Source organism: Streptomyces sp. NPDC003300, assembly GCF_040610915.1.
Classification (GTDB): domain Bacteria; phylum Actinomycetota; class Actinomycetes; order Streptomycetales; family Streptomycetaceae; genus Actinacidiphila.
Genome location: NZ_JBEXNE010000019.1, coordinates 114,416 through 139,843, shown reverse-complemented (window position 1 = coordinate 139,843; position 25,428 = coordinate 114,416). Strand labels below are relative to the sequence as shown.

Below are 25,428 nucleotides of genomic sequence, written 5' to 3'. Positions count from 1 at the left end.
GGTCAGCCGAGCAGTCCGGACGAGCGCCACAGCTTGCGGCTCGGGCCCTTGATCAGCCCGATCTCGTCCAGGAAGTCCATCAGCCGCTTCGCCGACTGCCGCATCACCTCGCGGCGGTGCGGGCTGGTGCGGGCCGCCTCGGCCGCCCGGACGGGGTCGAGGCCGACCGACGCGTAGACCTGCGGGCTGATCAGCGAACGGGCGATGGTCCTGGCGGCCTGCGCGGAGGTCAGCCGGGTGAATTCGACCTCCCAGCGCGGCGCCGTCACCATCTGGCGGCGCAGCTCCTCGCGGGCGTAGCGGATGTGCCGGGCCTCCTCGACCACGTGAATCCGGGTCACACCCTGGACGAAGGGCTGCACGCGGTCGTCGGGGAAGGTCAGCCGCTGCATCCAGTCCAGGATCTCCTCGGCCAGCAGCGTGCCGGTGAAGGCGCCGGGCGTGGTGGACACCGTCTTGATCAGCCGGCCGAGATTGTGGTCGAGCCTGCTGGGGCGGTAGGTGGGCGTGCCCATCTTCGTCACGGCCCGCGCGAACATCTTCGAGTGCCGGCACTCGTCGGCGATCTCCGTCAGCGCGTACCGCACATGGTTGCTGGTCGGGTCCAGGTCGTAGGTGTGCCGCAGCAGGAGCTGCATCAGGATCGTCTCGAACCAGACGCCGATCGAGCACAGCGACGCCGCCTCGTGGCGGCTCAGTTCGACGCGCTGCTCCTGCGACATCCGCTTCCACAGCGGGGTGTCGTACAGCGACACCAGCTCCGGCGGCCAGAACCACTTGCCTTCCTCGAAGGGCGCGTCCCAGTCCAGCTCGGTGTCCGGGTCGAACGAGTGCTTGGCGGACGCGGCCAGCAGCCGCTCCGCGGTCTTCTCGCGGTCGATCAGGCTGGTGTCCATCGTGAAGTGGCCTCCGGCGCATGAGGGTTACCTGCGGTACGACTCTTATGAGACTCTGTGTCAACAAGCCCGTCAAGACCCCGCGCACGTGGAATGGAGCCGCCGATGTCGACGGAAGCCCTGTACACGCAACCGCCCACCGAGTGGATCTGGCAGGTCCCGGCCCAGGGCGCCGCCCGCTTCTCCTGGGAGTACGGCGACGGCCGCGAACGCCTGCTCGCCCTCTACCAGAAGGGCAAGGACAAGCAGTGGGACGCGGCCAAGCGCATCGCCTGGGACCTGGAGGTCGACCCGTACGACCCGCTCGGCACCCCCGACGAGGCCATGTCCATCTACGGCAGCCGCTACTGGGACGCGATGAACGCCCGCGACCGCGGGCTGCTGCGGCAGCACTACACCTCCTGGCAGTTCAGCCAGTTCCTCCACGGCGAGCAGGGCGCGATGATCTGCGCCGCCCGGATCGTGGAGTCCGTCCCCGACCTCGACGCGAAGTTCTACTCCGCCACCCAGACCATGGACGAGGCCCGGCACGCCGAGATCTACGGCCGCTTCCTCCAGGACAAGGTCGGGATGGTCTACCCGATCAACGACAACCTCCAGGCGCTGCTCGGCGACACCCTGCGCGACGCGCGCTGGGACATGCCCTACCTCGGCATGCAGGTGCTCATCGAGGGCCTGGCGCTCGCCGCCTTCGGCATGATCCGCGACACCACCACCAAGCCGCTGCCCAAGCAGATCCTGGCCTACGTCATGCAGGACGAGGCCCGGCACGTCGCCTTCGGACGGATGGCGCTGCGCGACTACTACAAGCAGCTCACCGACGCGGAACTGCGCGAGCGTGAGGACTTCGTCATCGAGGGCTGCTACCTGATGCGCGACCGGCTGCGCGGCCTCGAAGTCCTGGAGAACTTCGGCATCCCCACCGCCGAGGCCGCCGAGATGACCGAACGCTCCGAATTCCTGCACCTGTTCCGCAAGCTGCTCTTCAGCCGCATCGTGCCGTGCGTGAAGGACATCGGCCTGTGGGGACCCCGGCTCCAGAAGGCGTACCTCGACATGGGCGTCTTCGACCTCGGTGACTCCAACCTAGACCAGCTCATGGACGAGGACGAGGAGATCGCGGAGAAACTCGACGCGGAACGCTTCGCCGCCGAGGAGCAGGCCCGCGTGGCCGAGGTCACCGACGCCATCGCGCAGGGGGCGGCCCCGCACTGACCCACGGCGAGCGGATCGTACGCTTGTCCGATGAACGAGGGAGCCGGACCGGAATCGCGGCGCGAGACACGCCGGGCCAGAGCACGCCGCCGACGCAGAAACACCGTCGTCGGCGGTACGGCGCTGCTGCTCGTCGCCGCCGGTTCCCTGTACGTGGCCTACGGCCGCGGCGGCTCCACCGAGGCCGGGCCCGCACCGGACTCGCGCACCGCCACGACCGGCGGCGCCGCGCCCTCCTCGACGCCGACGGCGGACGCCGCCGCGCGCCCGGCCGAGCCCGCCGGCACCGTGACCCTCGCCTTCGCCGGGGACGTGCACTTCACCGAGCGGACGGCGAACCGGCTCGGCATCGACCCGGCGCTCGGGCCGATGTCGACGGCGCTGGCCGCCGCCGACTTCTCGATGGTCAACCTGGAGTCCGCGATCACCACGCGCGGCACCCCGCAGCCGAAGAAGTACCACTTCAGGACCGGCCCCGACGCGCTCGCCGCGCTCCAGCGGTCCGGCGTCGACGCCGTCACCATGGCCAACAACCACGCCGTGGACTACGGCGCCCAGGGCCTGGCCGACAGCCTCGCGGCCAAGCGCGTGGCGCCGGTCCCCGTGGTCGGCATCGGCGCCGACGCGGCGGAGGCGTACCGCCCGTACACCGAGACGGTCAACGGCGTACGCCTCGCGGTCGTCGCCGCCAGCCAGGTCTACGACATCACCAACGAGAACTTCCGGGCCACCGCCACCGCCCCCGGCATCGCCTCCGCGCTCGACCGCCCCCGGCTGCTGAAGGCCGTCAGGGACGCCAAGGCGCACGCCGACGTCGTGGTGGTCTATCTGCACTGGGGCACCGAGGGCCAGAGCTGCCCGGGGCCCGAGCAGAAGTCGATCGCGGCCGACCTGTCGGCGGCCGGGGCCACCGCGGTCGTCGGCACCCACGCCCATGTGATGCTCGGCTCCGGCATGCTGGGCCCGACCTATGTGGCCTACGGGTTCGGCAACTTCCTCTGGTACGGCTCCTCGCCGTACCCGCACTCCGACGAGACCGGCGTCACCACACTGACCGTCCGCCGCGGCAAGGTCACCCGCGCCGTCTTCGCGCCCGCCCTCGTCGACGGCGCGGGCGTACCGCAGCCGCGGACCGGCGCGGCGGGGCAGCGGATCACCGACCGGTACGAGCAGTTGCGCCGGTGCACCGGGCTGACGTCGCCACCAGGGAGTTAGCCGGACGTCCGGGTTCTGTAACGGCAGTGTCGCCGACGTGCCCATGGCGGAACCGACGCGGAGGCAGCAGCATCTATTCGGTCGCGGAGCCGGGGGGACGGCCGGCCGTGCGGACAGCGCGTGGAACACGGCGCGGACCGGGTCGATGGAATCAACGAGGCGGGCGGGTACAGACGATGACCGGAGGGCGATTCTCGGTGGGGCGACTGAGGACGATGCCGCAGGCGGCGGCCATCACGATGGCGGTCCTGGTGGTGGTGATCGCGTCGGTGGCCACCGCGGTCCTGGCACACGGGCACGGCAAGGCGTCGGCGAACAACGGCACCGGCGTCATCGGCGGGGTGAACGGCGGCGGCAAGGGCGGCGGCAACGGGAGCGACGGCGGCGGTACGGGCGCGGGTTCGACCGGCCCGTCCGGTACGCCCACCAGCCACATACCCACCGTGGCCGCGGTGCCCGACACGATCGTGCACGCGCCGGAAGCCGCGGGCAAGGCCGTCAACATCACCATCGACGACGGACCCGACCCGGTCTGGACGCCCAAGGTGCTCGACGTCCTCAAGCAGCACGGCGTCCACGCCACCTTCTGCATGATCGGCCCGCAGGCCAAGGCCCACCCCGACCTCGTACGCGCCGTCGTCGCCGCGGGACACCGGCTGTGCGACCACACCGTGACCCACGACGAGTCGATGGACCACAAGCCCTTCGCGTACCAGCAGAAGGAGATCATGGACGCCTACGCCATGATCGAGGAAGCCTCGGGCGGCGCGCCCGTGCAGTACTACCGCGCCCCCGGCGGCGCCTTCACCCCGGCCAGCCGCGCGCTCGCCGCCCAGCACGGCATGCGCCCGCTCGGCTGGAACGTCGACACCAAGGACTACACCAAGCCCGGCGTCGGCACGATCGTGCAGACCATCAAGTACGAGCTGAGCAACGGCCCGACGATCCTCTTCCACGACGGCGGCGGCGACCGCGAGCAGACCGTGGACGCGCTGGAGCAGATCCTGCCCTGGCTCAAGGGGCAGGGCTACGCCTTCAGCTTCCCCAAGGTGAACTGACCGCCGTCGCACGGCACTTGTCTCCGACGGCACGTCAGCGCGCGCTCAGCACCGCCTGCATGACCGCCCGCGCGACGGGCGCCGCGTTCCCGCCGCCGGAGATGTCCGCCCGCACCGCCTCCGCGTCCTCGACGACCACCGCCACCGCCACCGACGCCTGCGTACCGCCCGGCGGCTTCGCGTAGGAGATGAACCAGGCGTACGGCGTCCCGGTGTTGTCCACACCGTGCTGCGCGGTGCCGGTCTTGCCGCCGACGACGACACCGGGGATCGCCGCGTTGGTGCCGGTGCCGTCGGTGACCACCGCCTCCATCAGCTGCTGGAGCTGCCGCGCGGTGCCCTCGCTCATCGCCCGGTGCAGCGTCCGCGGCCCGTCGGCGGAGACCGTCGCCCCGCTGTGGTTGGTCACCGAGTCCACCAGGTACGGCGCCATCAGCACCCCGCCGTTGCCGACCGCCGCCGCCACCATCGCCATCTGCAACGGCGTCGCGGTCGTGTCGAACTGCCCGATCGAGGAGAGCGCCACCTGGTCGGGGCTCATCCGCGTGTCGAAGTTGCTCTTCGCGACGGACGGCGGAATCCGCAGCCGCGTGTCGTTGAAGCCGAACGCCTGCGCCTGCGCCCGCATCCCGGCCAGCCCCACGTCGGCGCCCAGCTTGGCGAAGACGGTGTTGCACGACACCCGGAAGGCGTCGTACATGCTGGCGTCGGCGCAGCCGCCGCCCTCGTTGGTGAGCGTGGCCGTCGAACCCGGCAGCCGGTACGGATCGGGCGAGCGCGTCGGCGCCAGCAGATCGGTGACCTTGCCGCTCTGGAGCGCGGCGGCGGCCGTGACGACCTTGAACGTCGAACCCGGCGGATACGTCTGCCGGATCGCCCGGTCCAGCATCGGCTGACTTGTGTCCGTGTTCATCCGCGTCCACGCGTCGTTCACCGCCGCGCCGGTGCCCGACAGCGCCGCCGGGTCGTACGACGGCGACGACACCAGCGCCAGAATCCGCCCGGTCGCCGGATCCACCGCGGCCACCGCGCCCCTGCGGCCCGCGAGGCCGGTGTACGCCGCCCGTTGCGCCGCCGCGTCGATCGTGGTGTGCACATCGCCGCCGCGCTGCCGCGCCCGGGTGATCTCGTTCCACAGCGGCACCGACGCCAACCGCGAGGCCGTGCCCGACAGCACCCCGTCCTCGGTGCCCTCCAGCAGCGTCGTGCCGTACGTCTGCGAGGCGAAGCCGGTCACCGGCGCGTACAGCGGCCCGTCGGCGTACGTCCGCTGGTACCTCAACTGGCCGCCCGCGTCGCGTGATCCGGTCACCGGGGAGCCGCCGACGAGGATGTCGCCGCGCGGCTGGTGGTAACGGGTGATCGCGATCCGCCGGTTGGCCGGGTTGCCGTCGTACGCGGACGCCTTGACGACCTGCACCCGCGCCGCGTTGAGCAGCAGCGCGACCAGCAGCAGGAAGCAGAAGGCGGCGGCGTGCCGCACACAGCGGATCACCGGGTCCGCTCCAGCGGCGCGAGCTGGTCCGGCGGCCCCTCGGGCAGATCGGGCGCCGGACGGCGGGCGCTGTCGCTGAGCCGGATCAGCAGCGCCACGATGATCCAGTTGGTCACGACCGACGAGCCGCCCTGCGCGAGGAACGGCATCGCCATGCCCGTCATCGGGATCAGGTCCATCACCCCGCCGGTGATCACGAAGACCTGGAGCGCCAGGATCGAGGCCAGGCCGACCGCGAGCAGCCGCCCGAAGGGGTCGCGCAGCGCGAGCCCGGCCCGGAAGCCGCGCGCCACCAGCAGCGCGTACAGCAGGAGCAGCGCGGTCAGTCCGAACAGGCCCAGCTCCTCGCCCGCGGTGGCCAGGATGAAGTCCGACTTCGCGGCGAAGCCGATCAGCGCGGAGTGGCCCTGGCCGAGCCCGGTGCCGAGCACCCCGCCGTTGGCGAAGGCGAACAGCGACTGCGAGATCTGGTTGGGGCCGATGCCCGCGTCGATGGTCGCGAACGGGTGCAGCCAGTCCTGCACCCTGCTGTGCACGTGCGGCTCCAGCGCGCCGACCGCGCACGCGCCCACCCCGGCGAGCAGCAGCCCCACGGCGATCCAGCCGGTCCGCCCGGTCGCCACGTACAGCATGATCACGAACAGGCCGAAGAAGAGCAGCGAGGTGCCCAGGTCGCGCTCGACCACCAGGACGCCGACGCTGAGCAGCCAGATCGCCACCACCGGGCCCAGCACGCGGCCGGTGGGCAGTTGCAGCCGCCACACCCGGCGGCCCGCGTACGCCAGCGCCGCGCGGTTGGCCGACAGGTAGGCGGCGAAGAAGACCGCGAGCAGCACCTTGGCGAACTCGCCCGGCTGGAAGGAGAATCCGGCGACCCTGATCCAGATCTTCGCGCCGTTGATCGCGGGGAAGAAGATCGGCAGCACCATGAGCAGCAGCGCGGCGGTCACGCTGATGTACGCGTAGCGGGCCGGTGTCCTGTGGTCGCGCAGCGCCAGCACCACCGCGATGAACAGCGCCACCCCGAGCGTGGACCAGATCAGCTGGGTGGGCGCCGCCCGGCCGCCGAGCACCGGCTCCAGGTCGAGGCGGTAGATCAGCACCAGGCCGAAGCCGTTGAGCAGCACGGCGATCGGCAGCAGCAGCGGATCTGCGTAGGGGGCGCGGGCCCGGACCGCGAGGTGGGCCAGGAGCGCGAGCACGCCCAGGCCCGCGCCGTAGGCCGCGGCGTCGGGCGGCACCGCGCCGTTCCTGGCCAGGCCGACCTCGGCGTAGCCGTACACCGAGATCAGTACCGCGGCGACGATCAGCGACAGCTCCACACCGCGGCGGCGGGGCATCCGCAGGGCGGCCGGGGGAGCGTCCGCCGCCGCGGCGCTGGTTGCGCTCATGGGCTGCAACCTAGCAAGGGGTGGGGTGTATGTCCCTTAAGTCGGCTTCCCGGTGGGCCGCCGATGCCTCACGGGGCGCTGTCGGAGGTGCCGCGTACGCTGGCCGAGTGACACCCCCGGACGAACTCGCCGACCTTCCGTACGCCGATCTGCTGCGTCCTCACACCGGCCCGCTGGCCGTCGAAGGGGACTACGACACCGTCCACTTCGACCGCCTCGTCTTCGAGGACGAGGCGGCCAACGGCTCCCGCTTCCTGGAGTGCGCGGTCACCGACTGCACCTTCACGGACACCACCCTGCGCCGGTCCCGGATCAACGACCTGTGGGCCACCGGCAGCCGCTTCACGGGCGTCTCGCTCGCCGAGAGCGACTGGCTGGACTCCTCGCTCACCGCCTGCTCGCTGGCCGGCGTGGAGGCGTTCGGAGCCGTGCTGCGCCGGGTCACCTTCCGGCGCTGCAAACTGGACTCCGTGAATCTGCGCGCCACCGCCCTGCACGACGTGGCCTTCGAGGACTGCGTCCTGCGCGACGTCGACTTCGGCGAGGCCAAGCTGAACGGGGTGACCTTCCCCGGCAGCAGCATCGAGCGCGCCCGGCTCGGCCGCGCGACGCTGAAGAAGGCCGACCTGCGCGGCGCGGTCACCATCGACCTCGCCGACGGATACGAGTCGCTGCGCGGCGCCGTCATCAGCTCCTCGCAGCTTCTCGACCTCGCCCCCGCGCTCGCCCAGACCCTGGGCATCACGGTCACGGACCGATAGGAGAATTCACTCATGAGCAACCCCGTAAGCCTCTACGACATCCCCCTGAACACCATCGACGGCGACCCCACCACCCTCGGCGCCCACGCGGGCAAGGCCGTCCTGGTGGTCAACGTCGCCTCCAAGTGCGGCCTGACCCCGCAGTACGAGGGCCTGGAGAGGTTGCAGAAGCGCTACGCCGACCGCGGCTTCACCGTCCTCGGCGTGCCGTGCAACCAGTTCGGCGGACAGGAGCCCGGCACCGCCGAGGAGATCCAGACCTTCTGCTCCACGACCTACGGCGTCAGCTTCCCGCTGCTGGAGAAGGCGGATGTCAATGGCGCGAACCGGCATCCGCTCTACGCCAGGCTGACCGATGTGCCCGACGCGGCCGGAGAAGCCGGTGACATCACCTGGAACTTCGAGAAGTTCCTGGTCAGCGCCTCGGGAGAAATCGTCGGGCGTTTTCGGCCGCGGACCGAGCCCGAGGCTGCGGAGGTCGTTGGGGCGATTGAGGCACAGCTTCCGTCGTGACCTTGCCACGTGCTTAGATGCGCGATTGCGCCATGGCAGAATCCGGCCGGTCCGTGGACATTGTCCGGATCACCCTGTTCCTGGTTCGCTCTTCTTACCGCCCCAAGCGAGGAAGGGACAGCGGCAGTGCAGGAGATTGATTTCCGTAGCGGACACCTTTGTGTCGAGACGGACCCTGCCCTGTGCGTTCCTTGCCAGGAGCGGTTGGATCGGCAACTCGCCTTGCTTCCCCGGGTATACGGCGAGTTGGAGGTGGCACTCGTACCGGCGCCGAACTCCGGCGACCGACTGACCGGCACTGCCCGGCCCGGCATCCCCCTGAACGGGCCGGCTGTCGAGGCGCGCGCCGCCATACGAGGCACACTCGCCTCCTGGGCCGATCTGATTGTCGAGGGCCGCACCGTCCGTCTCCCCCTACGGACGGTGCCGGCCCTCGCGGCCTTCCTGCGCCGCCACCTCGGCTGGCTCGCCGTACATCCGGCAGCCGAGGACGCGGCCACGGACATCGATGAACTGGTGCGGCGGTCCCTGCGGATCGCCCGCCCCTGTCAGGAAGTGACATCGGCTCCCTGAGCCCCCAGGATTCCCCCCACAATGCAGGAAACGCTGTACGGCCCGTGAATATCGCTCACGGGCCGTACAGCGCTGTGCGGGTCTTGGCGGGTCTTGCGGCGCCGGGGTCCGGCGGGGAAACCAGGACCTGGTGGCGCGGAGAGCTCGGGGAAATTAAACCGACAGTGATGACACGGTCACATCGGTCGGGGCGATATTCGGGAACCAGTTCCCGGCGGGGACGGCGTTCGGGAACCAGTTGTCGGGGGAGACGGCCACGGCGCTGGGGAACCAGTTCACGGGTACGGCACCCGGGAACCAGTTGTCGGGGGATACGGCGCTCGCGGTGGGGAACCAGTTCGCCGGTACGGCGTTCGGGAACCAGTTGTCCGGGCCGGTGTCCGCGCTGGCACCGGGGAACCAGTTCGCGGGCTGAGCACCGGGGAACCAGTTGTCCGGGGCCACCGACGTGTCCGCGGGTGCACTGGGCGCCGGAGTGGAATCCGAACCGGCGTCGGCGAAGGCGACGGTTGTTCCGATAGCCGACGACAGAGCGAGCACCAGGGCGGCGACGGCGGAAATCTTGGTCGTGTGCCGGATGCGCGACATCGTGATCCTTCGTTGGGAGGGCAGGCGCTCAAGGGGGTGATAGGTACGCGTAGCCCTGCCGATGATGTCAAAATCGGACAGGGCCAGGCCAGATTCCGGTTGTGCGTAAGTGCGCAATGGCGCGAATGCGCAGGTCAAATTAGCCCATGGGCCGCAGCGAGGACTCCCGCCTGGAACCGGCTGTCCGCCTGGAGATATCGCATGATCTCTGATACCAGGCGACTCACAGTGCGCAGGGACACCCCTAGTTTGCGCGCGATCCGCTCATCTGTCAGCCCGTTGGCCAGAAGTCGCATCGTCGTGCGGTGCTGTTCGGTCAGCTCGCCCCCCGAGTCGAAGCTCCCCGCCGACTTCGCCGAGTACGGCACCGCGCGCAGCCAGCAGTCCTCGTAGAGCGCCACGTACGACCGGACCAGGGCCGCGCCGCGGACGATGACCGCGGGGCCCGAAGGGTTGTCGGGATTGGCCGAGACAAGCGCGCTGTGCGAATCCGCTATCAGGAGGTCGAAGGGGACCTGGGTCGCCAGCCTGACCTCGACTCCGACCGCCGAGAGTTCCGTCAGGTATTTACGTTGACGTGGCGCGGAATTAATGCTCTGCCCGTATACGGCGCGGACTTTCACGCCCCGCTCGATAAGCGCGCTGTCCGCGGCGATGGAATGCACGAGAACTTCGGCGGGCGGCAGCGGTCCCGGATGCATCGAACCGGTGGATTCCGTGATGCGCGCATTGAAATCGCCGATGGACTGCCGCTTACGGTTTTCCCCGATGAGGAGTTCCACCTCGATCTCCGCCGCGTCGCGCAACACCGCGGGGCGGTAGCGCTCCATCAGCGACTCGGCCGCCCGCACGATCGAGGACAACTCGTCGCGCTGGGCCTGGAGCGCCTCGCGCTGCCGGGCCAGCAGACCGATCAGGGCGGTGTCGGGCTCCACCGAATCGACCTCCTCCGGCACCCGACCGGCCCGTATGAGCCCCAGCTCCCGCAGCTCCGACCAACCGGCCCTGGCCTCGGCGTCGGTCAGCCCGATGCCCGCGGCCGCCTTCTCCGGGGCTATGGATCCGTTGGTGCGCAGCGTCTGGTACAGAGCGAGACCGATGTCCTCGGCATCCGCCCCGCCACTGCGAACAACTCCCGCCACGGCTAGCCCCCTCTCGTCACCGCGGACCGGTCCCGTGGGTCGGCCCGCGGCGTGCCGACAGCACCCGAAGCGACTCTAGCAACGGTTCTGTCCTAAGCCGGCGGACGAGTGTTCGCCGCCGGTTCCATGAGTGCTTCCAGGAGTGAGGGGTATTACCGGCGCGGCCCGGCGACCGGAAGCCCGCAAGTGCGACTTTTCCGGTTGCACATCGCCTATTCGTCGCCCGCGTCGAATGGGTGCGGAGGCGCAGGGCGCCAACGTGGGAAACATCCTCTTGGGCACACGTCGGCATGTCAATACCTGTTTTTGACACTGGCCACCGCATCGTCGCACCTCCACGCATACATGGTCGGGCACCATCGGTCGCCACGCCAGTGACCCTCACCCCGGCGGGCGCGCGCCGCCCGCCGTGTGATGCGCTGGGAGAGAGACGGAAAAGGGGTGCGGACCGATGGGACAACCGGTTCCCGTGGCGTTGATCGGCGCGGGCAAGGTGGCGCACGCGGCGCATCTGCGCGAGATGCGGGACCTCCCGGAGCTGCTGCGCCCGGTCGCCGTCATCGACCCCGATCCGGCGCACACCGCGGCCGTACGGGCCTGGTTTCCCGGTACGCGGGCGGGCGCCGGGTCCTGTGCGGCGGACGGGGCCGGTGGGGTGACACCGGCCGAAACCGGGAGCCCGGTCGGTGGCGCGCGCCCGGCGGACGGTGTCGCCGTCTGCCGGACGCTGGACGAGGCGGTACGGGCCGGGGCGCGGGCCGCGCTGGTCTGCACGCCGTGGTGGACGCACCGGGACGTGGTCCTGGCCTGTCTGGAACGGGGCCTGCCGGTGCTCTGCGAGAAACCGGTCAGCCTCGACCTCGCGGAGATCGACGAGCTGGCGGCGGCGGAGCGGCGCTCGGGGGTGCCGGTGGCGGCGGGTTACATGAAGCGGCACGACCCGGTCGTGGCCCGCTTCCTCGACCACTGCCGGGAGCACCTGCCCGCCGTCCGCCGGATCACCGCCGACATCCACGACCCCAACGCGCCGCACCAGGTCGAGCACCTGCTGCCGTATCCGCCGCCGCCCTTCGGCCCGCAGCCGCCGCCGGCCGAGGCGGCGCTGGCCCGCGCGCTCGGCCCCGGAGCGACGGAGGCGACGGCGGTGGCGGAAGCGACGGAGGCGACGGAGGCGACGGCGGGCGCGGTGGTGGCGGCGCGGCGGCGTGAGGCGTACGCCCGCGGCCTCGGCGGCTCGCTGATCCACCAGGTCAATCTGGTGCACGCGATCCTGGCGGGCGGGGACCTGCGGCTGCACGGGCGGCTGCTCGACGCCACTGGCTGGGCGGGTATGAGCGCGGTGAGCGCGCGCTGGCGCCCGGCCGACGGCCTGCTGGTCGACCTCACCCATGTACGGCTGCCCGGGCACCGCCGCTACCGGGAGACGCTGGAGTGCGTGGCGGAGGACTCGGTGGCCACGCTCACCCTGCCCTCGCCGTACGCCCGCGACGAGGCGGCCACTTTGCACGTCGACACCTGGGACGCCGGGCCGGGCCTCGGGACGCGGCGCACGTACACGGCGGAGCCGGGGCGTACGGGTTTCCGTCGGCAGCTGGTGGCGTGGGCGGGGAGCCTGCGCGGGGACGGGAGCGGCGGGGCCGGAGTCGGGGCCGGGGCCGGTGCCGGGGTCGGCGGGGGTGTCGAGGGCGGCGTCGGGGGTGGTGCCGCGCTGCCCGGTCTGCGCGAGGTCAGGCAGGACACGCTGGCCGTCCGCGAGGCGGCACTGCGCCTCACCTGACCCACGAGGGCCATCCGTCGGCTGCTGTCACACATTGGCCTAGACCTATTGCTGCGGCCTGTAGCCAACGGCTAACGTTCGATCACGGCGCGCGGCCCGAACAGCTCTGATCTGGACGTCTGATCCGCACACGCAAGCCCCCTTCCCTCCCCCCGCAGGCGCTTCCGCCTGCCCGGAAAGGAGTTGTGCACATGACCAAGCGACTGATGGCCCGCACCGGAACACTGGTGGCCACCGCCCTGCTCGGCCTCGGCGTCTTCGCCGGCGCGGCCCAGGCTTCCCCGCCGCCCGGCAGCGGCTTCATGTTCATGGGCTACTTCCCGACCTACGCGTCGTGTGTCGCCCAGGCACAGGCCAACGCGCCCATCCACGGCCCGGTCTACATCTGTGAGTTGGGCACCAACAACTTCTACCTGCTCTGGATGCACTGACCTCGCGTCAGGCACAGGGCGAGGCGGGCCGGTCGTTCACGGGGGCGGCCGACTCGCTCGTACGAAGGGGTGTTCCGCCGACCGGGCGGGGCGCCCCTCGGCGTTCTCCCCCAAGTCCGCGGGTCCGCGGGTCCGTAGGGCCGTACGTCGGTACGTCGGTACCTCCGTACGTGCCGCGAGGCCGTGTCCGCGCCACGTACGCACGCTCGCCGTCAGACCTCGTGGTGGTCGGCGGCCGGGTGGTCGAGGGCGACCCTGGCCAGATCGACGCGGGAGCGGACGCTGAGCTTGCGGTAGGCGCGGGTGAGGGCGGCCTCGACGGTCTTGACGCTGATCACCAGGGTCGCGGCGATCTCCCGGTTGCTCGCGCCGCGCGCCGCCAGCGCGGCGACCCGGCGCTCGGCGTCGCTGAGCGCGGTGAGCGGCGCGGCCCGGTCGTGAGCACGGCCCGGCGGGTCGACGCGGTCGTACCCGCCGAACCGGTCGTACCCGCCGAGCCGGTCGAGCCGGTCATCGCGGTCGACGCGGTCGGCCTCGGCGTCGGTCAGCGCCAGCCACGGGTGCGCGCGGGCCGCGCGGAAGACCCGCGCCGCGGCGTCGAGCGCGGCCCGCGCCGCCCGCGGATCGCCGCGCCTGGCGTGCAGCCGTCCCAGCGCCAGCCGCGCCCTGCCCTCCTCCAGCGGATACGGCAGCGCGGTCAACGTGGTTACGGCCGCGCCGAGTTGGGCCACCGCCGCGTCCGAGTCGCCGCGCGCCTCGGTGACCAGCGCGGCGGCCCTGTCGAGCACGGCGAGCAGCCCGCGGCGGCCGAGCCGGGCGGCCTGCGCGCGGGTCGCGGCGACCAGGTCGGCGGCCTCGTCGGTGGCGCCCGACCTGACCAGTGCTTCGGCGAGGTCCGCCTGCCAGCGGCGCATCGCCGGATCGCCCTGCCCCTGTCCCGTCTCCAGCAGCCTGGCCCGCTGGAGCGCGTGCACGGCCGCGGCCGTCTCGCCGCGCAGCAGCCGCACATGGCCCTCCGCGTGCAGCGCCCTGGGCAGGAAGAGCTGGTCGTCGTCGTCCTCGCTGTGCCGTCTGGCCCGGTCGGCGGCGGCCAGCGCCCGTTCCGTACCGCCGCCCGCCGCCTCCGCGAGCGCGACCGCGTACCAGGCGGGGCCCTGGCTCAGGCCGCCCTGCTCCGCGATCCGCAGGCTCTGGTGGGCCAGGTCGAGGGCGCGTTCGCAGCGGCCCCGCAGGATCTCCACCTGGGCGAGGCCCGACAGGCACTGGCACAGGCTCTCGGCCGAGCCGCGCCGCCGTACCGTGTAGACCAGCGCCCGCAGTTCGGTCCGCGCGTCGTCCAGCCGGTCGTGCAGCAGATGGCGGCGGTGCTTGAGGAAGACCGGGCCGTTGTGGTCGAAGAGCACGCGCGGGTCCTGCGGCCCCGCCAGCGCGGCGGCCAGGGTGTCCTCGGCCTCCGGGCGGCCGAGGTAGAACTCGACGGCCGCCTGCTGGCTGAGCGCCGACAGTTCGGTGCGGCGGTCGCCCGCGCTCCTGGCCAGTACGGCTGAACGCGCCGCGTGCGTATGGGCCTTGACCGCCGTGCCCTCCACCATCCAGGCCCGCCAGCTCATCCGGTGGTGCAACTGGGCCAGCAGCCGCGGGTCGTCCCGCGCGTCCTCGAGCGCCTGCGGGAAGACGTCCGCCACTTCGGCCATCGCCTGGCCGCACGAGTCCACGATGACCATCCACGCCCTGACCCGGTCCGCGGGCCTGCCCGGTTCGGCCGGCGGTTCGTGCAGCACCTCGTGCGCGATACGGCGGGCCAGCGGGTAGTCGCCCGCCGCGACCGCGTCCTCCGCCGCCGTCAGCAGCCGGTCGGTCTCGGCCGCCGCGTCCCCCGGCGGAGTGCGGTCGGCCGCGAGCCGCCCGAGTCTCGCCGCGGTCGCGGGGGAGCCCCGGCGGCGCGCCGCGGTCGCCGCCGCCGACAGCGCGGCGGCCACCTCCGCGTCCCAGCCGGGCGTCAACGACGCCAGGTGGTGGGCCCGTTCGACCGGATCACCGGCCGCCGCCGCGAGCGCTGTGTGCACCCGCCGCCGCTCGTCGGGCTCCGCGTCCTCGTACACCACCCGCGCCAGCAGCGGCGGTACGAAGCGCACCGCCCCGCCGTCCGGCACCGGCTCCACGACCCCCTGCCGTACCGCCTCGGCCAGTTCGGCCACCGCGTTCTCCCGCCCCGCCCGGCGCAACAGCCGTACGGTCGGCCGCTCGGCGGCGCTCGCGGCGAGCACCGTGGTCCGCGCCCCGGCCGTGAGACCTGACACCCGGCCGAGCAGCGACTCGCGCAGCGAACGGGGTACGGGGAGCGGCCCCGCCGTCTCGCCCTCGCCGAGCGCGCGGGTCAACTCCAGCGCCACGTAAGGGTTTCCGCCGCTCTCGGCGTGCACGCGGGCCGCCACCGCGCGCCCGCCGAGCAGTTCGGCCACCTCCCGCTCGGTCATCGGCGGCACGTCCAGCACCGCGGCCCCTTCGGCTCCCGTCCACGCGGCGCCGTCCGCGCGGAGGGCGACGGCGGTGGTCAGCGGCAGGCGGGCGGCGCGGCGGGTGGCGAAGGCGAGGAGGGCGGCGGTCGGTGCGTCGAGCCACTGGACGTCGTCCACGGCCAGCAGGACGGGGGAGCGGGCGCAGAGCGCGGTGAGCAGGCGGAGCAGGGCCAGGCGCAGGGTGAGCGGGTCGGGGGGAGCGGCCCCGGCCGCTGCGGGCGGGCGGCGCAGGGCGGCGCGCAGCGCGTCGCGTTCCGGCGGCGGGAGGTCGGCGAAGGCGGTGTCCCCGACGTCGGACAGCAGGTCGATGAGGCCGACGTACGGCAGGTGCCGCTCGGCGGGGGAGGGCGCGCAGCGCAGGACGCGGTGGCCGGCCGCGGCGTGTTCGTCGGCCAGCGCCGTCAGCAGGGTGCTGCGGCCGATTCCGGCGGGGCCGGTGAGCAGGACACCGGCGCCGCCGCCGAGCGCGGCCCGCGCGGCGGTCATCAGCGCGGCGCGGCTGCGGACCGCAGCCCGCCTCGTGGGGGTGGGGCGGGCGGCGGTCCTGCCTGCGGAACGCGTCGCTTCTGTCATGCCCGGGGCCCTCCCGACACGGCGTGGGCCCCGATCATCAGCTTCGATCGTGCACCTGTCAAGAAGGCGTGACGGTCGTCGGAGGCGTCGCGTGTGGGGCACCCCGTCCGGGAACCGCCGCGGCTCCCGGACGGGGGCGAGAAGTGAGGGGCCGGGTCCCGGCCGGGCCTGGACCCGGACCCGGCCCCTCGGCCTTGAGGGCCGGCGGCCCGGGGCCGGTGGCGCGGCCCCGGGCGTTGATCCGCCGGACAGGCCCTAGCCGTCGATCCTGTGCTGCGTCCAGAAGGACGTCAGGTCGACCGTGGTCGCCGCCTGGGCCGCGGCCTTGAACTCCGCGGTGGTGGAGACGCCGTACCAGTGCGACTGCGCGTAACTGCGCAGGAGTTGGGTCATCGCGGTGTCACCGATGAGGCGCCGCAGGTCGTGCAGGGCGCACTTGCCGTAGTTGTAGACGACCGTGCCGTAGCGCGAGGAGTGCGCGTCCCAGTACGCCATCGAGTTGGTGATCTTCTCGGCGGAGGACGCCCAGGAGACGCTGTTCCAGCAGCTCGCGCCGGTCTTGCCGAGCGCCAGGTCGGTGGAGTAGTCCGCGAACGACTCGTCCAGCCACGGGCTGTTGTACTCGTCGTCGCCGACGATCCCGTACCACCACTGGTGCCCGATCTCGTGGGTCAGCGCGGTGGTGTCGACCAGGTCGAGCACGAAGCCCGGGTACTCCATCCCGCCGAACCAGAAGTTGTTGTCCAGCACCGCGTCGATCTCGCTGTACGGGTAGGCGCCGAAGCGGCCCGCGTGCGCGTCCACCGCGTTCTCCGAAACGGTCAGCATGGAGTTGGAGTTGGCGGTGCTGATGCCGCTCACCGCGTACACGTTCACCTTCACGCCGCCCGGCGACGTACCGGAGACCTTGCTGAACGGGCCCGCGGCCCAGGCGAAGTCGCGGACCTTGCTCGCCGTCGCCTTGGTGACGGTGCGGCCGGAGGCGCCGGGGGTGTCCACCGAGGTGCCGGTCGCCGGGACGGAGATGCCCGTCGGGTGGTCGAGCGTCACCGAGAAGTCGGCGGCCAGCGAGTAGAACGCCTCGCCGTTGTTGGTGTACGGGTCGAGGTGCCAGCCCGCCGCGTCCCGGATCGCCAGCACCGGCAGCGCGTTGCCGATGAAGCTGAAGGAGCCGTCCTTGCCGAACCGGTCGGCCCCGCTGGGCACCACGATCTTCAGGTCGAACCCGACCGTGCCGCTCTGCCCCTGGGCCAGCGCCGCGGGCAGCGTCACCTTCAGTGCGGTGCAGTTGACCGTCAGGGCGGACGCGGTGCCGCCGGTCACGTTGGTGACGGTGATCGGCGTCGTCGGGCAACTGCCGTGGTAGTTGTCCCACAGCCGCAGGTACACCTCGGTGAGCGGCGTGGCCGAGGCGTTGGTGAAGTTCACGCTCTCGTGGCCGTTCCAGGTGCCGCCGGTCGTGTCGCTGGTCAGGCTGACGGTGTACGCGGGCGCCGCGGGCGTACGGGTCGCGTCGGCCGCCGGGGGCGGTGTGGTGTCGCCCGAGGTGTTCAGCGCGATGTCGTCCAGGACGAAGCTGGTCTGGAGGCCGGAGTCCTCGGTGCCGGTGAAGGCGAGGGTGACGCTCTGCCCGACGAACGCGGACACGTCGACAGTCCGCTGCACATAGCCGGTGGCCGCGTCGAGGTTGGAGTACGTCGCCAGCGTGGTGCTGCCGATCTTCGCGGTCAGCTTGTCGTAGGCGGTGGTGGTCGTGGTCTCCGCGGTGTCGATGTGCAGCCAGAAGGTCAGGCTGGCGGCCGAGCACCCGGCGGGGATCGTGACGGCCTGCGACAGGCTCTCGGTGTGCGTGGAGCCGTACCCGTTCAGCCAGGCGAACTGGGTGCCCGCGTGCGCGCTCTGCCCGCCGCCGGTGGTGATCACTCCGGTGGAGCTCGTCCAGGGTGAACTGCCGGACTCGAAACCGCCGTTGGCGATCACCTGGGTGGGGGTGCAGGCGGCCGGTGCGGCGTGGGGGGCGGTCCGTGGGGGTGGTGCGGCCTGCGCGGGCGCCGCGGCGACCGCGCCGCCCGCGACGAGGACGCCCGCGGCGGCGACCAGGGACAGAAGTCTGTTTCTCATCGGATCCTCTTGTGGGGTAGGCGGATGAGCCGACGGCGGAGGGTCGGAAGGCGGGTGGCGTGGGTGGCACCCCGGGTGGGAGTCTGCACAGTGCGCTCACAGGAAGTAAGGCCCGCCGGAAATCCGTAGGGATATCCCTATGCGCGCGACATCGAAGCGGCCTCGAAGCGGCTTCGGTGCCACGCGCAATCGTATGAGCGCGCGCGGCGCCGATTCGCGGGTGCCGAATGCCCGCGTGTCGAATGACCGGACATGCGCCGCCGGCACGCGCGTCCGCCGGGCTGACGGAGCGTCAATGAGAAGCGGGAGCGCTCCCGCGCGAATTGCGACCGACTTTCAACCATGTCACACAACTGCCCCTCTGGCCTGGGGAGTTGACGCATCGCCGCTGCTAAACCTGGATCGGGGTGTCACGTATGTGGCGTAGGTCACGTGATTGCCTCGCCTGAACCGGGCGGCGGGCAGCCCCCGTTGTTTACTGTCGGGGAGTGGGCGGAGCGTCAATATCCGGCCGATCACCGCGAGCTCATGAAGCCCGGCGAAGGGAGTGACGATATGAACGGTCAAATTCGGTCGGGCGATTGGCGTGTTCAGCCCATTCGGCACCTTCTGCGTTGAAGGTCTTCATTGGGAGTTGGGGAGTAGCGTGTACGGGGACAAGCTTCTTACTGACCGTCAAGGATTGAGTCGGTTCGACAGGGGACGGGGTGGCGGCGCGGGTCTCGCGCCGCTGGAGCGCTCGGCGCTCAGCACCCTCACCCCCCGCGAGCGCGAGGTACTGAGCGTCATGGGCTTCGGCGAGGGCAACAGGGCACTCGCCTCCCGGCTCGGTATCGCCGAGCGCACCGTGAAGGCGCATCTGACGAGCATCACCCGGAAGCTGGGGCTGCGCTCCAGGGTCGAGACGGTGCTCGTGTCACTGGAGTGGGCCGAGGATCTACGCCGCGTGGAGTGACATCCGCACGGACCCTGTGAAGCGCCCCGCGGCAAGGCCCGCCGCCCGGCACGGCACAGGGGCCGTCGTGCGGTACGCGGCGTGACCGCGTTCCCCCGCGCTCACCCGCGCGAGGTGATCACGCCGCCGACGCGACGGCGGCGAAGCGCAACGCCACCTGACGCCATACGTCGGCCGCGGCCGCGTCGTCCCGCACGGCGGCGCGGTGCAGCTCGTCGCGGTCCACGCCGTGCCGCCGCAGGCGTTCGACGTTCCACCCGCGGATGCGGTCCGCCGTGGTCTCCGGGTGGAACTGGACGCCCCAGGCGTTCTCTCCGACCCGGAACGCCTGGTACGGGCAGCGCTCGCTCTCGGCCAGCCACCGCGCGCCGTCGGGGAGTTCGACGATGGCGTCTACATGGTTCTCGATCGCGGTGGGATGCTCGGGCAGCCCGGCGAACAGCGGGTCGTCCGCCGCCTCCTGACGCAGCGTCAAGGTCGTGCTGCCGAATTCGGGCCGCCCGTGCTCGCCGCGCACCGCGCCGCCCGCGACCTGCGCCAGCATCTGGCCGCCGAGGCAGATCCCGAACACCGGTGTGCCGGCCTCCAGCGCCTGCCGCACCAGCTCGCGCGTGGCCGCCAGCCACGGGGCCCGCTCGTCGTCGTCGGGCAGATAGCCGCCGCCGAGCACGATCAGGGGGCGCCGCCCCAGCCGCTCGGGCACCTTCTCGCCGTCGTACGCGGCGACCACGTCTACGCCGACGCCGCCCTCGCCGAGCCAGCCCTCCCATCGGCCGGGCCCTCCGGATGCCCCGTGCTGCACCACCAACGCCGCCGTCACGCCCGTACCTCCGCTCGCCCGCCCGTCGTCCGCACCCATGATCCCCCGCGCCCCGCTCCGGAGCCACCCTGCCCCCTGTGACCCCCGCCACCGCGGAAGGCCCCGCCACCGCGGAAGACCCTGACACCAAGGAAGGCCCCGCCCCCAGGGAAGGCCCCGCCACCGCCCCCGTCCCGGCCGCCGGAACCGGGACGGAGGCCGGGACCCGAAGGGTCGGCGCGTTCAGAACAGCGTGTCGTGTTCATGTTCTTGACGCTCTTCCTGGGTGAGCGCAGACTTCGAGGCGTTTGCGTTCACCTCCTGAATTCGCCGGCAATGACGCCCCTTTGGAGAACGTATGCGCTTGGCTCGTCTCGCGGTCGCAGCAGCCGCTGTCACCGCCCTCGCCGTACCGCTGGCGCTGGCAGGACCCGCGTCCGGCAGCACCGGGCCCGCCGGAGCCGGGCAGCGACCCTGGCTCAACTCCCGGCTCCCGCTGGAGAAACGGATCGACCTGCTGCTCGGGCAGATGACCAACAGCGAGAAGGCCACGCTCATGACGGCGGTGGGCGTGCCGAGCGGGTCGCACGCCACCGGCTACATACCGGGCATCGACCGCCTCGGCATCCCCGGCACGCAGTTCACCGACGGCCCCGGCGGCGTACGCGACGGGCAGCCCGCCACCGCGCTGCCGTCCCCGGTCTCGCTGGCGGCGTCCTTCGACACCGAACTCGCCAGGCGGTACGGCACGGTGATGGGCTCGGAGGCCAAGTCCCGCGGCTACCAGGTCATCTACGGCCCCATGGTGAACATCGTGCGCACCCCGCTCGGCGGGCGCGACTTCGAGACCTTCGGCGAGGACCCGGCGCTGGCCGGTGACATCGGCGCGTCCGAGATCGACGGCATCCAGAAGCAGGGCGTCGCCGCGCAGGTCAAGCACTACGCGGGCAACAACCAGGAGAACGGCCGCACGACGACCAGCTCGAACATCGACGAGCGCACGCTGCACGAGATCTACCTGCCCGCCTTCGAGAAGGCCGTCAAGGACGCCCACGTCTGGTCCCTGATGTGCGCCTACAACAAGGTCAACGGCACCTACGCCTGCGAGAACGCGCAGATCCTGCGCGACATCCTGATCGACACCTGGAAGTACGACGGCGTCGTCGACACCGACTACCCGGCCAACCACAGCACCGTGGCCTCCGCGCTGGCCGGTCTCGACCAGGAGTTCAGCGGCACCACCTACTTCCAGCAGCTCCCGGCGGCCGTCGCGGCCGGCCAGGTGCCGCAGTCCGTCCTGGACGACGCGGCCCGCCGCATCCTGCGACTGGAGTTCCGCACCGGGCAGTTCGAGGCCAAGACCCCCACCACCGTCGACTACGAGGCCGACAGCGCCTTCGCGCGCAAGGCGGCCGAGGACGGCAGCGTCCTGCTGAAGAACAGCGGCAGCACCCTGCCGCTGGACACCAGGAAGCTGAAGTCCCTGGCCGTCATCGGCCCGAACGCCGAGACCGCGGTCACCGGCGGCGGAGGCAGCTCCGCGGTCACCCCGTACAAGAAGGTCGACCCGGTCTCGGGGCTGAAGGCCAGGCTGGGCAGCGGAGTCGACGTCACCTCGGTGAAGGCGGGCGGCGCCGACGGCTTCCCGGCGATCCCGGCCTCCGCGCTCACCGGCCTCAAGGGCGAGTACTTCGCGAACAAGACGCTCTCCGGGACGCCCGCGATCACCCGCGACGACCCGGACATCGACTTCGACTGGGTCCTCGGCTCCCCGGCCGACGGCATCCCCGTCGACAACTTCTCCGCCCGCTGGACCGGCACGGTCACCGCGCCCGCCACGGCCGCGTACACCTTCTCCGCGACCAGCGACGACGGCAGCCGGATCTACCTCGACGGACAGCTCATCGTCGACAACTGGTCCGACCACGCGGCCAGTACGGTCAAGAGCGCGCCCGTCCAGCTCACCGCGGGCGAGCCGCACAGCCTGCGCGTGGAGTACTACGACAGCGCCCAGAACGCCTCGGTGACCATCGGCTGGTCCGGGGCAGGACTGCCCGACCCGACCATCCAGGCCGCGGCCGACGCCGCCGCCAAGGCCGACGCGGCCGTCGTCGTGGTCGGCGACTCCTCCAGCGAGGGCTCCGACCGTACGACGCTGGCGCTCCCCGGCAACGAGGACGACCTGATCCGCGCGGTCGCCGCCGCCAACCCCCGTACCGTCGTGGTCGTCAGGGCCGGGGCGCCGGTGCTCATGCCGTGGCTCGCCGACGTCCCCGCCGTGCTCGACATGTGGTACCCGGGCCAGGAGGACGGCAACGCGCTGGCCGCGCTGCTCACCGGCGACGCCGAGCCCGGCGGCCGGCTGCCCGTCAGCTTCCCGAAGTCCGACACGCAGACCGCCGTCGCCGCCGCGCCAGGCCGCTACCCCGCGGTCAACGGCGTGTACGACTACAGCGAACGCCTGGACGTCGGCTACCGCTGGTACGACCAGCAGGGCCAGACCCCGCTCTTCCCGTTCGGATACGGCCTGTCGTACACCACCTTCAAGCAGTCCCGCCTCACGGTCGACCACGACCGGGTCGAGGCCACCGCCCGCGGCACCCAGCCGGTCCGGGTCTCGGTGGACGTCACCAACACCGGCCGCCGCACCGGCACCGACGTGGTGCAGCTCTACATCGGCTACCCGGCCGGGTCCGGCGAGCCGCCGAAAGCCCTGAAGACCTTCGCCAAGGTCCAGCTCAAGCCGGGCCGGACGAAGACCGTACGGCTGACCCTGTCCGCCGACGCGTTCCGGACGTGGGACGCCGACGCGCACGACTGGACGGTCCTCAAGGGCCGTTACCCGCTGTACGTCGGCCAGTCGTCCGCCGACACCCCGCTGACGTCCGCGGTGACGGTGAGCAGGACGGTCGGCGCGCAGTACACCGCGCTCTCCGTGCCCGCCGCCGCCGACGCCGGTGCCTCGTACCCGGTGAAGCAGACCTTCACCAACACCGGCGACTCGACCGTGCGCGACCTCGCGCTGAGCCTGAAGGTCCCGGCCGGCTGGACGGCGACGCCCGCACCCGGCAAGGCCGTCGGCCGTACGGTCGCGCCGCACTCCTCGGTGAGCGCCACCTGGGTCGTCACGGCGCCCGCGAACGCGGTGCCGGGCGCGGCCACACTGACGGGGAAGGCGACGTACGACCTCAGCGGCAGGCAGAGCAGGACCGCGGACGCCGCGACCACCGTCCCCTACGCGACGACGGCCGCCGCGTACAACAACAAGGGGATCAGCGCCGACAGCGATCCGAGTACCGGCACCCTCGACCCCGCCGGTTACAGCTTCTCCGCCACCCAACTGGCGGCGGTCGGCTACACGCCGGGCGCCACGGTGACCGCGGGCGGACTGCCGTACACCTGGCCGGACACGCAGCCGGGCCAGCCCGACAACGTGGCGGCGGCCGGACAGGTGATCCGGTTGCGGGGCCAGGGCACCCGCCTGGGCCTGCTCGGCACGGGCATCAGCTCCACGCACGCCGGGACGGTCAAGGTGACCTACACCGACGGCACGAGCGCGGACCTCGCGGTCGTCCTGCCCGACTGGTACAGCAACGCGGCCAGCGGCAACAGCCAGTTGGCGGTCACCACGGCCAACTGGAACCGCCCGCCCGGTGACACGCTCGGCGACCACGCCGTCAGCCTGTACACCACGGGCGGTGCGCTCGACCCGGCCAAGACGGTCGCCACGGTGACGCTGCCGAACGACAGCGGCTTCCACGTGTTCGCCCTGTCGGTCGGCTGAGGCCGATACCGAGGCCGAGGCCGAATCCGAGGCCGAGCCCCGCGCACAGAGAGCCGCCGCCCGTCCCGGACTCCGGGGCGGGCGGCGGCGTGTGACGCTCACGGCGGAGACGTCAGCTCGCCTCGGACGCGTTCAGCGCGTCCAGCGCGCTCTGCTGGCAGCCGTAACCGGTCCCGGCCAGCGGCCCGTTCCAGTGCGGCCCGTACACGTCCAGCGCGTTGCGGTCGTTGGCGTGCGCCGCGTTCGCCTGCGTGCGCAGATACCCGCTGTACGGGCGGTCGGAGAGCTGCTTGTTGAGGTCGCGCAGCCCCCGGACGTACGCGCCCTTGAACGACGCCCCGTCGTTGTCGCACGAGTCGCCCTCGCCCGGCTCGCGCAGCACCCCGCCGGAGTTGACCGCGGTGGACGTGGTCGAGGCGTTGCCGAGGGTGCGCGCGGTGGTCAGCAGGCCGCTGTCGCCGGTCGCCTTGTACAGCTCGCTCAGACCGCCGAGGATCACGCCCTGGTTGTACGTCCACGTCGGCTGGCCGTTGTTGACGCAGGAGTCGTTGAGCCCGTCGTTGACCAGGTGCGAGGAGTTGATCATCCCGCTGCTCTGGAACCAGCTCCACTCGCTCCGCGCCCGCCCGAGATAGACGCTGTCACCGGAGATCCGGTTGTGGAGCGCGGCGTTGAGCTGGAGGTACAGCTCGTTGGTGATGGCGTTCTTGTACGCGTTCGTCTCGTTCCACTGCACTCCGCCGCCGCACTTGCTCGTCCAGTAGCCGAACATGTGGTCGGCGTCGGCGCGGGCGGTGTTCAGGTAGCGGCTGTCGCCGGTCAGGTCGTACGCGTCGACCCAGGCCAGGCCCCACCAGCCGGTGTCGTCCAGGTAGTCGTTCCTGAACTGGCCCTCGCGCGCGTTGACGTTGAGGTCGTAGGTGCGCGAGACCGCGTAGCCGTAGCTGGGCATGCCGCTGGTGCGGATGTTGTCGATCACCGAGGTGAGCGCGTTGGCCGCGGTCCACCAGCCGTTGCCGCCGAACAGCCCGGTGCCGCGGTCCCACTTCATCATCAGCGCGGTGGCGGCGGCCGTGCTCCGGCTCCAGGCGTTCCAGTTGGACCTGGCCCACTGGGTGCAGGCGATCTCGGGCCGGTCGCCCGCCTTGCCGCAGGCGCGCAGCGCGCCGACCCCGCTGGTGTTCCAGTCGTCCACGTTGTACATCAGCGTGCGCCAGCCGCTGTTGGCCGCGGGCGTGACGGTGTCGCCGAGCTTGCTGCCGTTCGTCCAGGTGGCGCCGCCGTCGAAGGACCGGTCGAGCCAGACCTCGTCGCCCGGACTGCCGTTGCCGATGGACGCCCAGCCCATGGCATCGTTGTCATCCACATGAAGTTGAATGCCGCGGGAGTAGATCGAGGCGCTGACGGGCACGCGCTCCGAGGGCGCGGCGGCCGGATCGCGCGCGTCGCAGTACGTGTTGCAGATCGCTGTCGCGGCCTGTGCCCTGAAGGTCGTGGGGACCAGACTCAGCAGCAGGCAGGACAGCACGAGGACGAGGACGCGCGAGGAACGCACGCGCGACGGACGGTGGGGGACCGCGTGGTGAGCGGACAGGTGCGCGGGCATGTGTGCGGGCATGGCT

The 25,428-nt window shown here is 71.8% G+C and carries 19 protein-coding genes; 10 read left to right on the top strand and 9 right to left on the bottom strand.

The genetic code is table 11. From position 1 onward, the window contains the following. Positions 1–2: 2 nt before the first annotated feature. The gene (locus tag ABZX65_RS25620; RefSeq protein ID WP_355344406.1) at positions 3–896 is read right to left on the bottom strand and encodes a diiron oxygenase; all 894 of its coding nucleotides are present in this window, start codon (positions 894–896) and stop codon (positions 3–5) included. Positions 897–1,001: 105 nt separating this feature from the next. On the opposite strand from ABZX65_RS25620, the gene ABZX65_RS25615 reads away from it, so the two are divergent. The 3 genes from ABZX65_RS25615 (at position 1,002) to ABZX65_RS25605 (ending at position 4,384) form a co-directional block, all read left to right on the top strand. Next, a complete protein-coding gene (locus ABZX65_RS25615; protein WP_355344403.1) occupies positions 1,002–2,111 on the top strand; it encodes a ferritin-like domain-containing protein in 1,110 nt (369 codons plus the stop codon). A gap of 30 nt (positions 2,112–2,141) precedes the next feature. Beyond that, positions 2,142–3,326 (top strand): CapA family protein, encoded by a 1,185-nt coding sequence (locus ABZX65_RS25610; protein ID WP_355344400.1) that lies wholly within the window; start codon positions 2,142–2,144, stop codon positions 3,324–3,326. Between the two features lie 176 nt (positions 3,327–3,502). Next, positions 3,503–4,384 carry a polysaccharide deacetylase family protein gene (locus ABZX65_RS25605; protein ID WP_355344397.1) on the top strand — a complete coding sequence of 294 codons (882 nt, stop codon included), beginning with the start codon at positions 3,503–3,505 and terminating at the stop codon, positions 4,382–4,384. Between the two features lie 34 nt (positions 4,385–4,418). Here the strand turns inward: ABZX65_RS25605 and ABZX65_RS25600 are convergent, their stop codons facing one another. Both ABZX65_RS25600 and ABZX65_RS25595 read right to left on the bottom strand, forming a co-directional pair. After that, a complete protein-coding gene (locus ABZX65_RS25600) occupies positions 4,419–5,879 on the bottom strand; it encodes a penicillin-binding transpeptidase domain-containing protein (RefSeq protein WP_355344394.1) in 1,461 nt (486 codons plus the stop codon). Further along, complete coding sequence (locus tag ABZX65_RS25595) at positions 5,876–7,270, bottom strand: FtsW/RodA/SpoVE family cell cycle protein (RefSeq protein ID WP_355344391.1); 1,395 nt, start codon at positions 7,268–7,270, stop codon at positions 5,876–5,878. The genes ABZX65_RS25600 and ABZX65_RS25595 overlap by 4 nt, the downstream gene beginning before the upstream one ends. Positions 7,271–7,377: 107 nt before the next feature. Here ABZX65_RS25595 and ABZX65_RS25590 point away from each other — a divergent pair, with 107 nt between their 5' ends. The 3 genes from ABZX65_RS25590 (at position 7,378) to ABZX65_RS25580 (ending at position 9,117) form a co-directional block, all read left to right on the top strand. Then, complete coding sequence (locus tag ABZX65_RS25590) at positions 7,378–8,031, top strand: pentapeptide repeat-containing protein (protein WP_355344388.1); 654 nt, start codon at positions 7,378–7,380, stop codon at positions 8,029–8,031. A 12-nt stretch (positions 8,032–8,043) separates the two neighbouring features. After that, entirely contained in the window at positions 8,044–8,544 is a 501-nt protein-coding gene (locus ABZX65_RS25585) for a glutathione peroxidase (protein ID WP_355344385.1), read from the top strand. Positions 8,545–8,670: 126 nt separating this feature from the next. Further along, positions 8,671–9,117, top strand: a complete 447-nt coding sequence (locus tag ABZX65_RS25580; protein WP_188281773.1) for a hypothetical protein — start codon at positions 8,671–8,673, stop codon at positions 9,115–9,117. Between the two features lie 153 nt (positions 9,118–9,270). Here the strand turns inward: ABZX65_RS25580 and ABZX65_RS25575 are convergent, their stop codons facing one another. Further along, positions 9,271–9,705 carry a hypothetical protein gene (locus ABZX65_RS25575; RefSeq protein WP_355344381.1) on the bottom strand — a complete coding sequence of 145 codons (435 nt, stop codon included), beginning with the start codon at positions 9,703–9,705 and terminating at the stop codon, positions 9,271–9,273. A gap of 134 nt (positions 9,706–9,839) precedes the next feature. After that, positions 9,840–10,847 carry a LuxR C-terminal-related transcriptional regulator gene (locus ABZX65_RS25570; protein WP_188281775.1) on the bottom strand — a complete coding sequence of 336 codons (1,008 nt, stop codon included), beginning with the start codon at positions 10,845–10,847 and terminating at the stop codon, positions 9,840–9,842. 451 nt (positions 10,848–11,298) lie between these two features. Here ABZX65_RS25570 and ABZX65_RS25565 point away from each other — a divergent pair, with 451 nt between their 5' ends. Continuing rightward, entirely contained in the window at positions 11,299–12,624 is a 1,326-nt protein-coding gene (locus ABZX65_RS25565) for a Gfo/Idh/MocA family oxidoreductase (protein WP_355344378.1), read from the top strand. 191 nt (positions 12,625–12,815) lie between these two features. After that, positions 12,816–13,055 carry a hypothetical protein gene (locus tag ABZX65_RS25560; protein ID WP_355344375.1) on the top strand — a complete coding sequence of 80 codons (240 nt, stop codon included), beginning with the start codon at positions 12,816–12,818 and terminating at the stop codon, positions 13,053–13,055. 212 nt (positions 13,056–13,267) lie between these two features. Here the strand turns inward: ABZX65_RS25560 and ABZX65_RS25555 are convergent, their stop codons facing one another. Beyond that, positions 13,268–16,147, bottom strand: a complete 2,880-nt coding sequence (locus tag ABZX65_RS25555) for a LuxR family transcriptional regulator (RefSeq protein ID WP_355344372.1) — start codon at positions 16,145–16,147, stop codon at positions 13,268–13,270. A 255-nt stretch (positions 16,148–16,402) separates the two neighbouring features. Beyond that, positions 16,403–18,268: a M1 family aminopeptidase gene (locus ABZX65_RS25550; RefSeq protein ID WP_355344369.1), complete on the bottom strand. Its 1,866-nt coding sequence runs from the start codon at positions 18,266–18,268 to the stop codon at positions 16,403–16,405. 682 nt (positions 18,269–18,950) lie between these two features. Here ABZX65_RS25550 and ABZX65_RS25545 point away from each other — a divergent pair. Next, positions 18,951–19,223, top strand: a complete 273-nt coding sequence (locus ABZX65_RS25545) for a LuxR C-terminal-related transcriptional regulator (RefSeq protein WP_355344366.1) — start codon at positions 18,951–18,953, stop codon at positions 19,221–19,223. 118 nt (positions 19,224–19,341) lie between these two features. Here the strand turns inward: ABZX65_RS25545 and ABZX65_RS25540 are convergent, their stop codons facing one another. After that, positions 19,342–20,082, bottom strand: coding sequence for a type 1 glutamine amidotransferase (locus ABZX65_RS25540; protein WP_355344363.1), 741 nt, complete (start codon positions 20,080–20,082; stop codon positions 19,342–19,344). 298 nt (positions 20,083–20,380) lie between these two features. Between ABZX65_RS25540 and ABZX65_RS25535 the strand changes: the two genes are divergently transcribed. Further along, positions 20,381–23,806 (top strand): glycoside hydrolase family 3 C-terminal domain-containing protein, encoded by a 3,426-nt coding sequence (locus tag ABZX65_RS25535; protein WP_355344360.1) that lies wholly within the window; start codon positions 20,381–20,383, stop codon positions 23,804–23,806. A gap of 112 nt (positions 23,807–23,918) precedes the next feature. Here ABZX65_RS25535 and ABZX65_RS25530 read toward each other — a convergent pair whose 3' ends face one another. Next, the gene (locus ABZX65_RS25530) at positions 23,919–25,412 is read right to left on the bottom strand and encodes a glycoside hydrolase family 76 protein (protein ID WP_355344459.1); all 1,494 of its coding nucleotides are present in this window, start codon (positions 25,410–25,412) and stop codon (positions 23,919–23,921) included. Positions 25,413–25,428 lie beyond the last annotated feature (16 nt).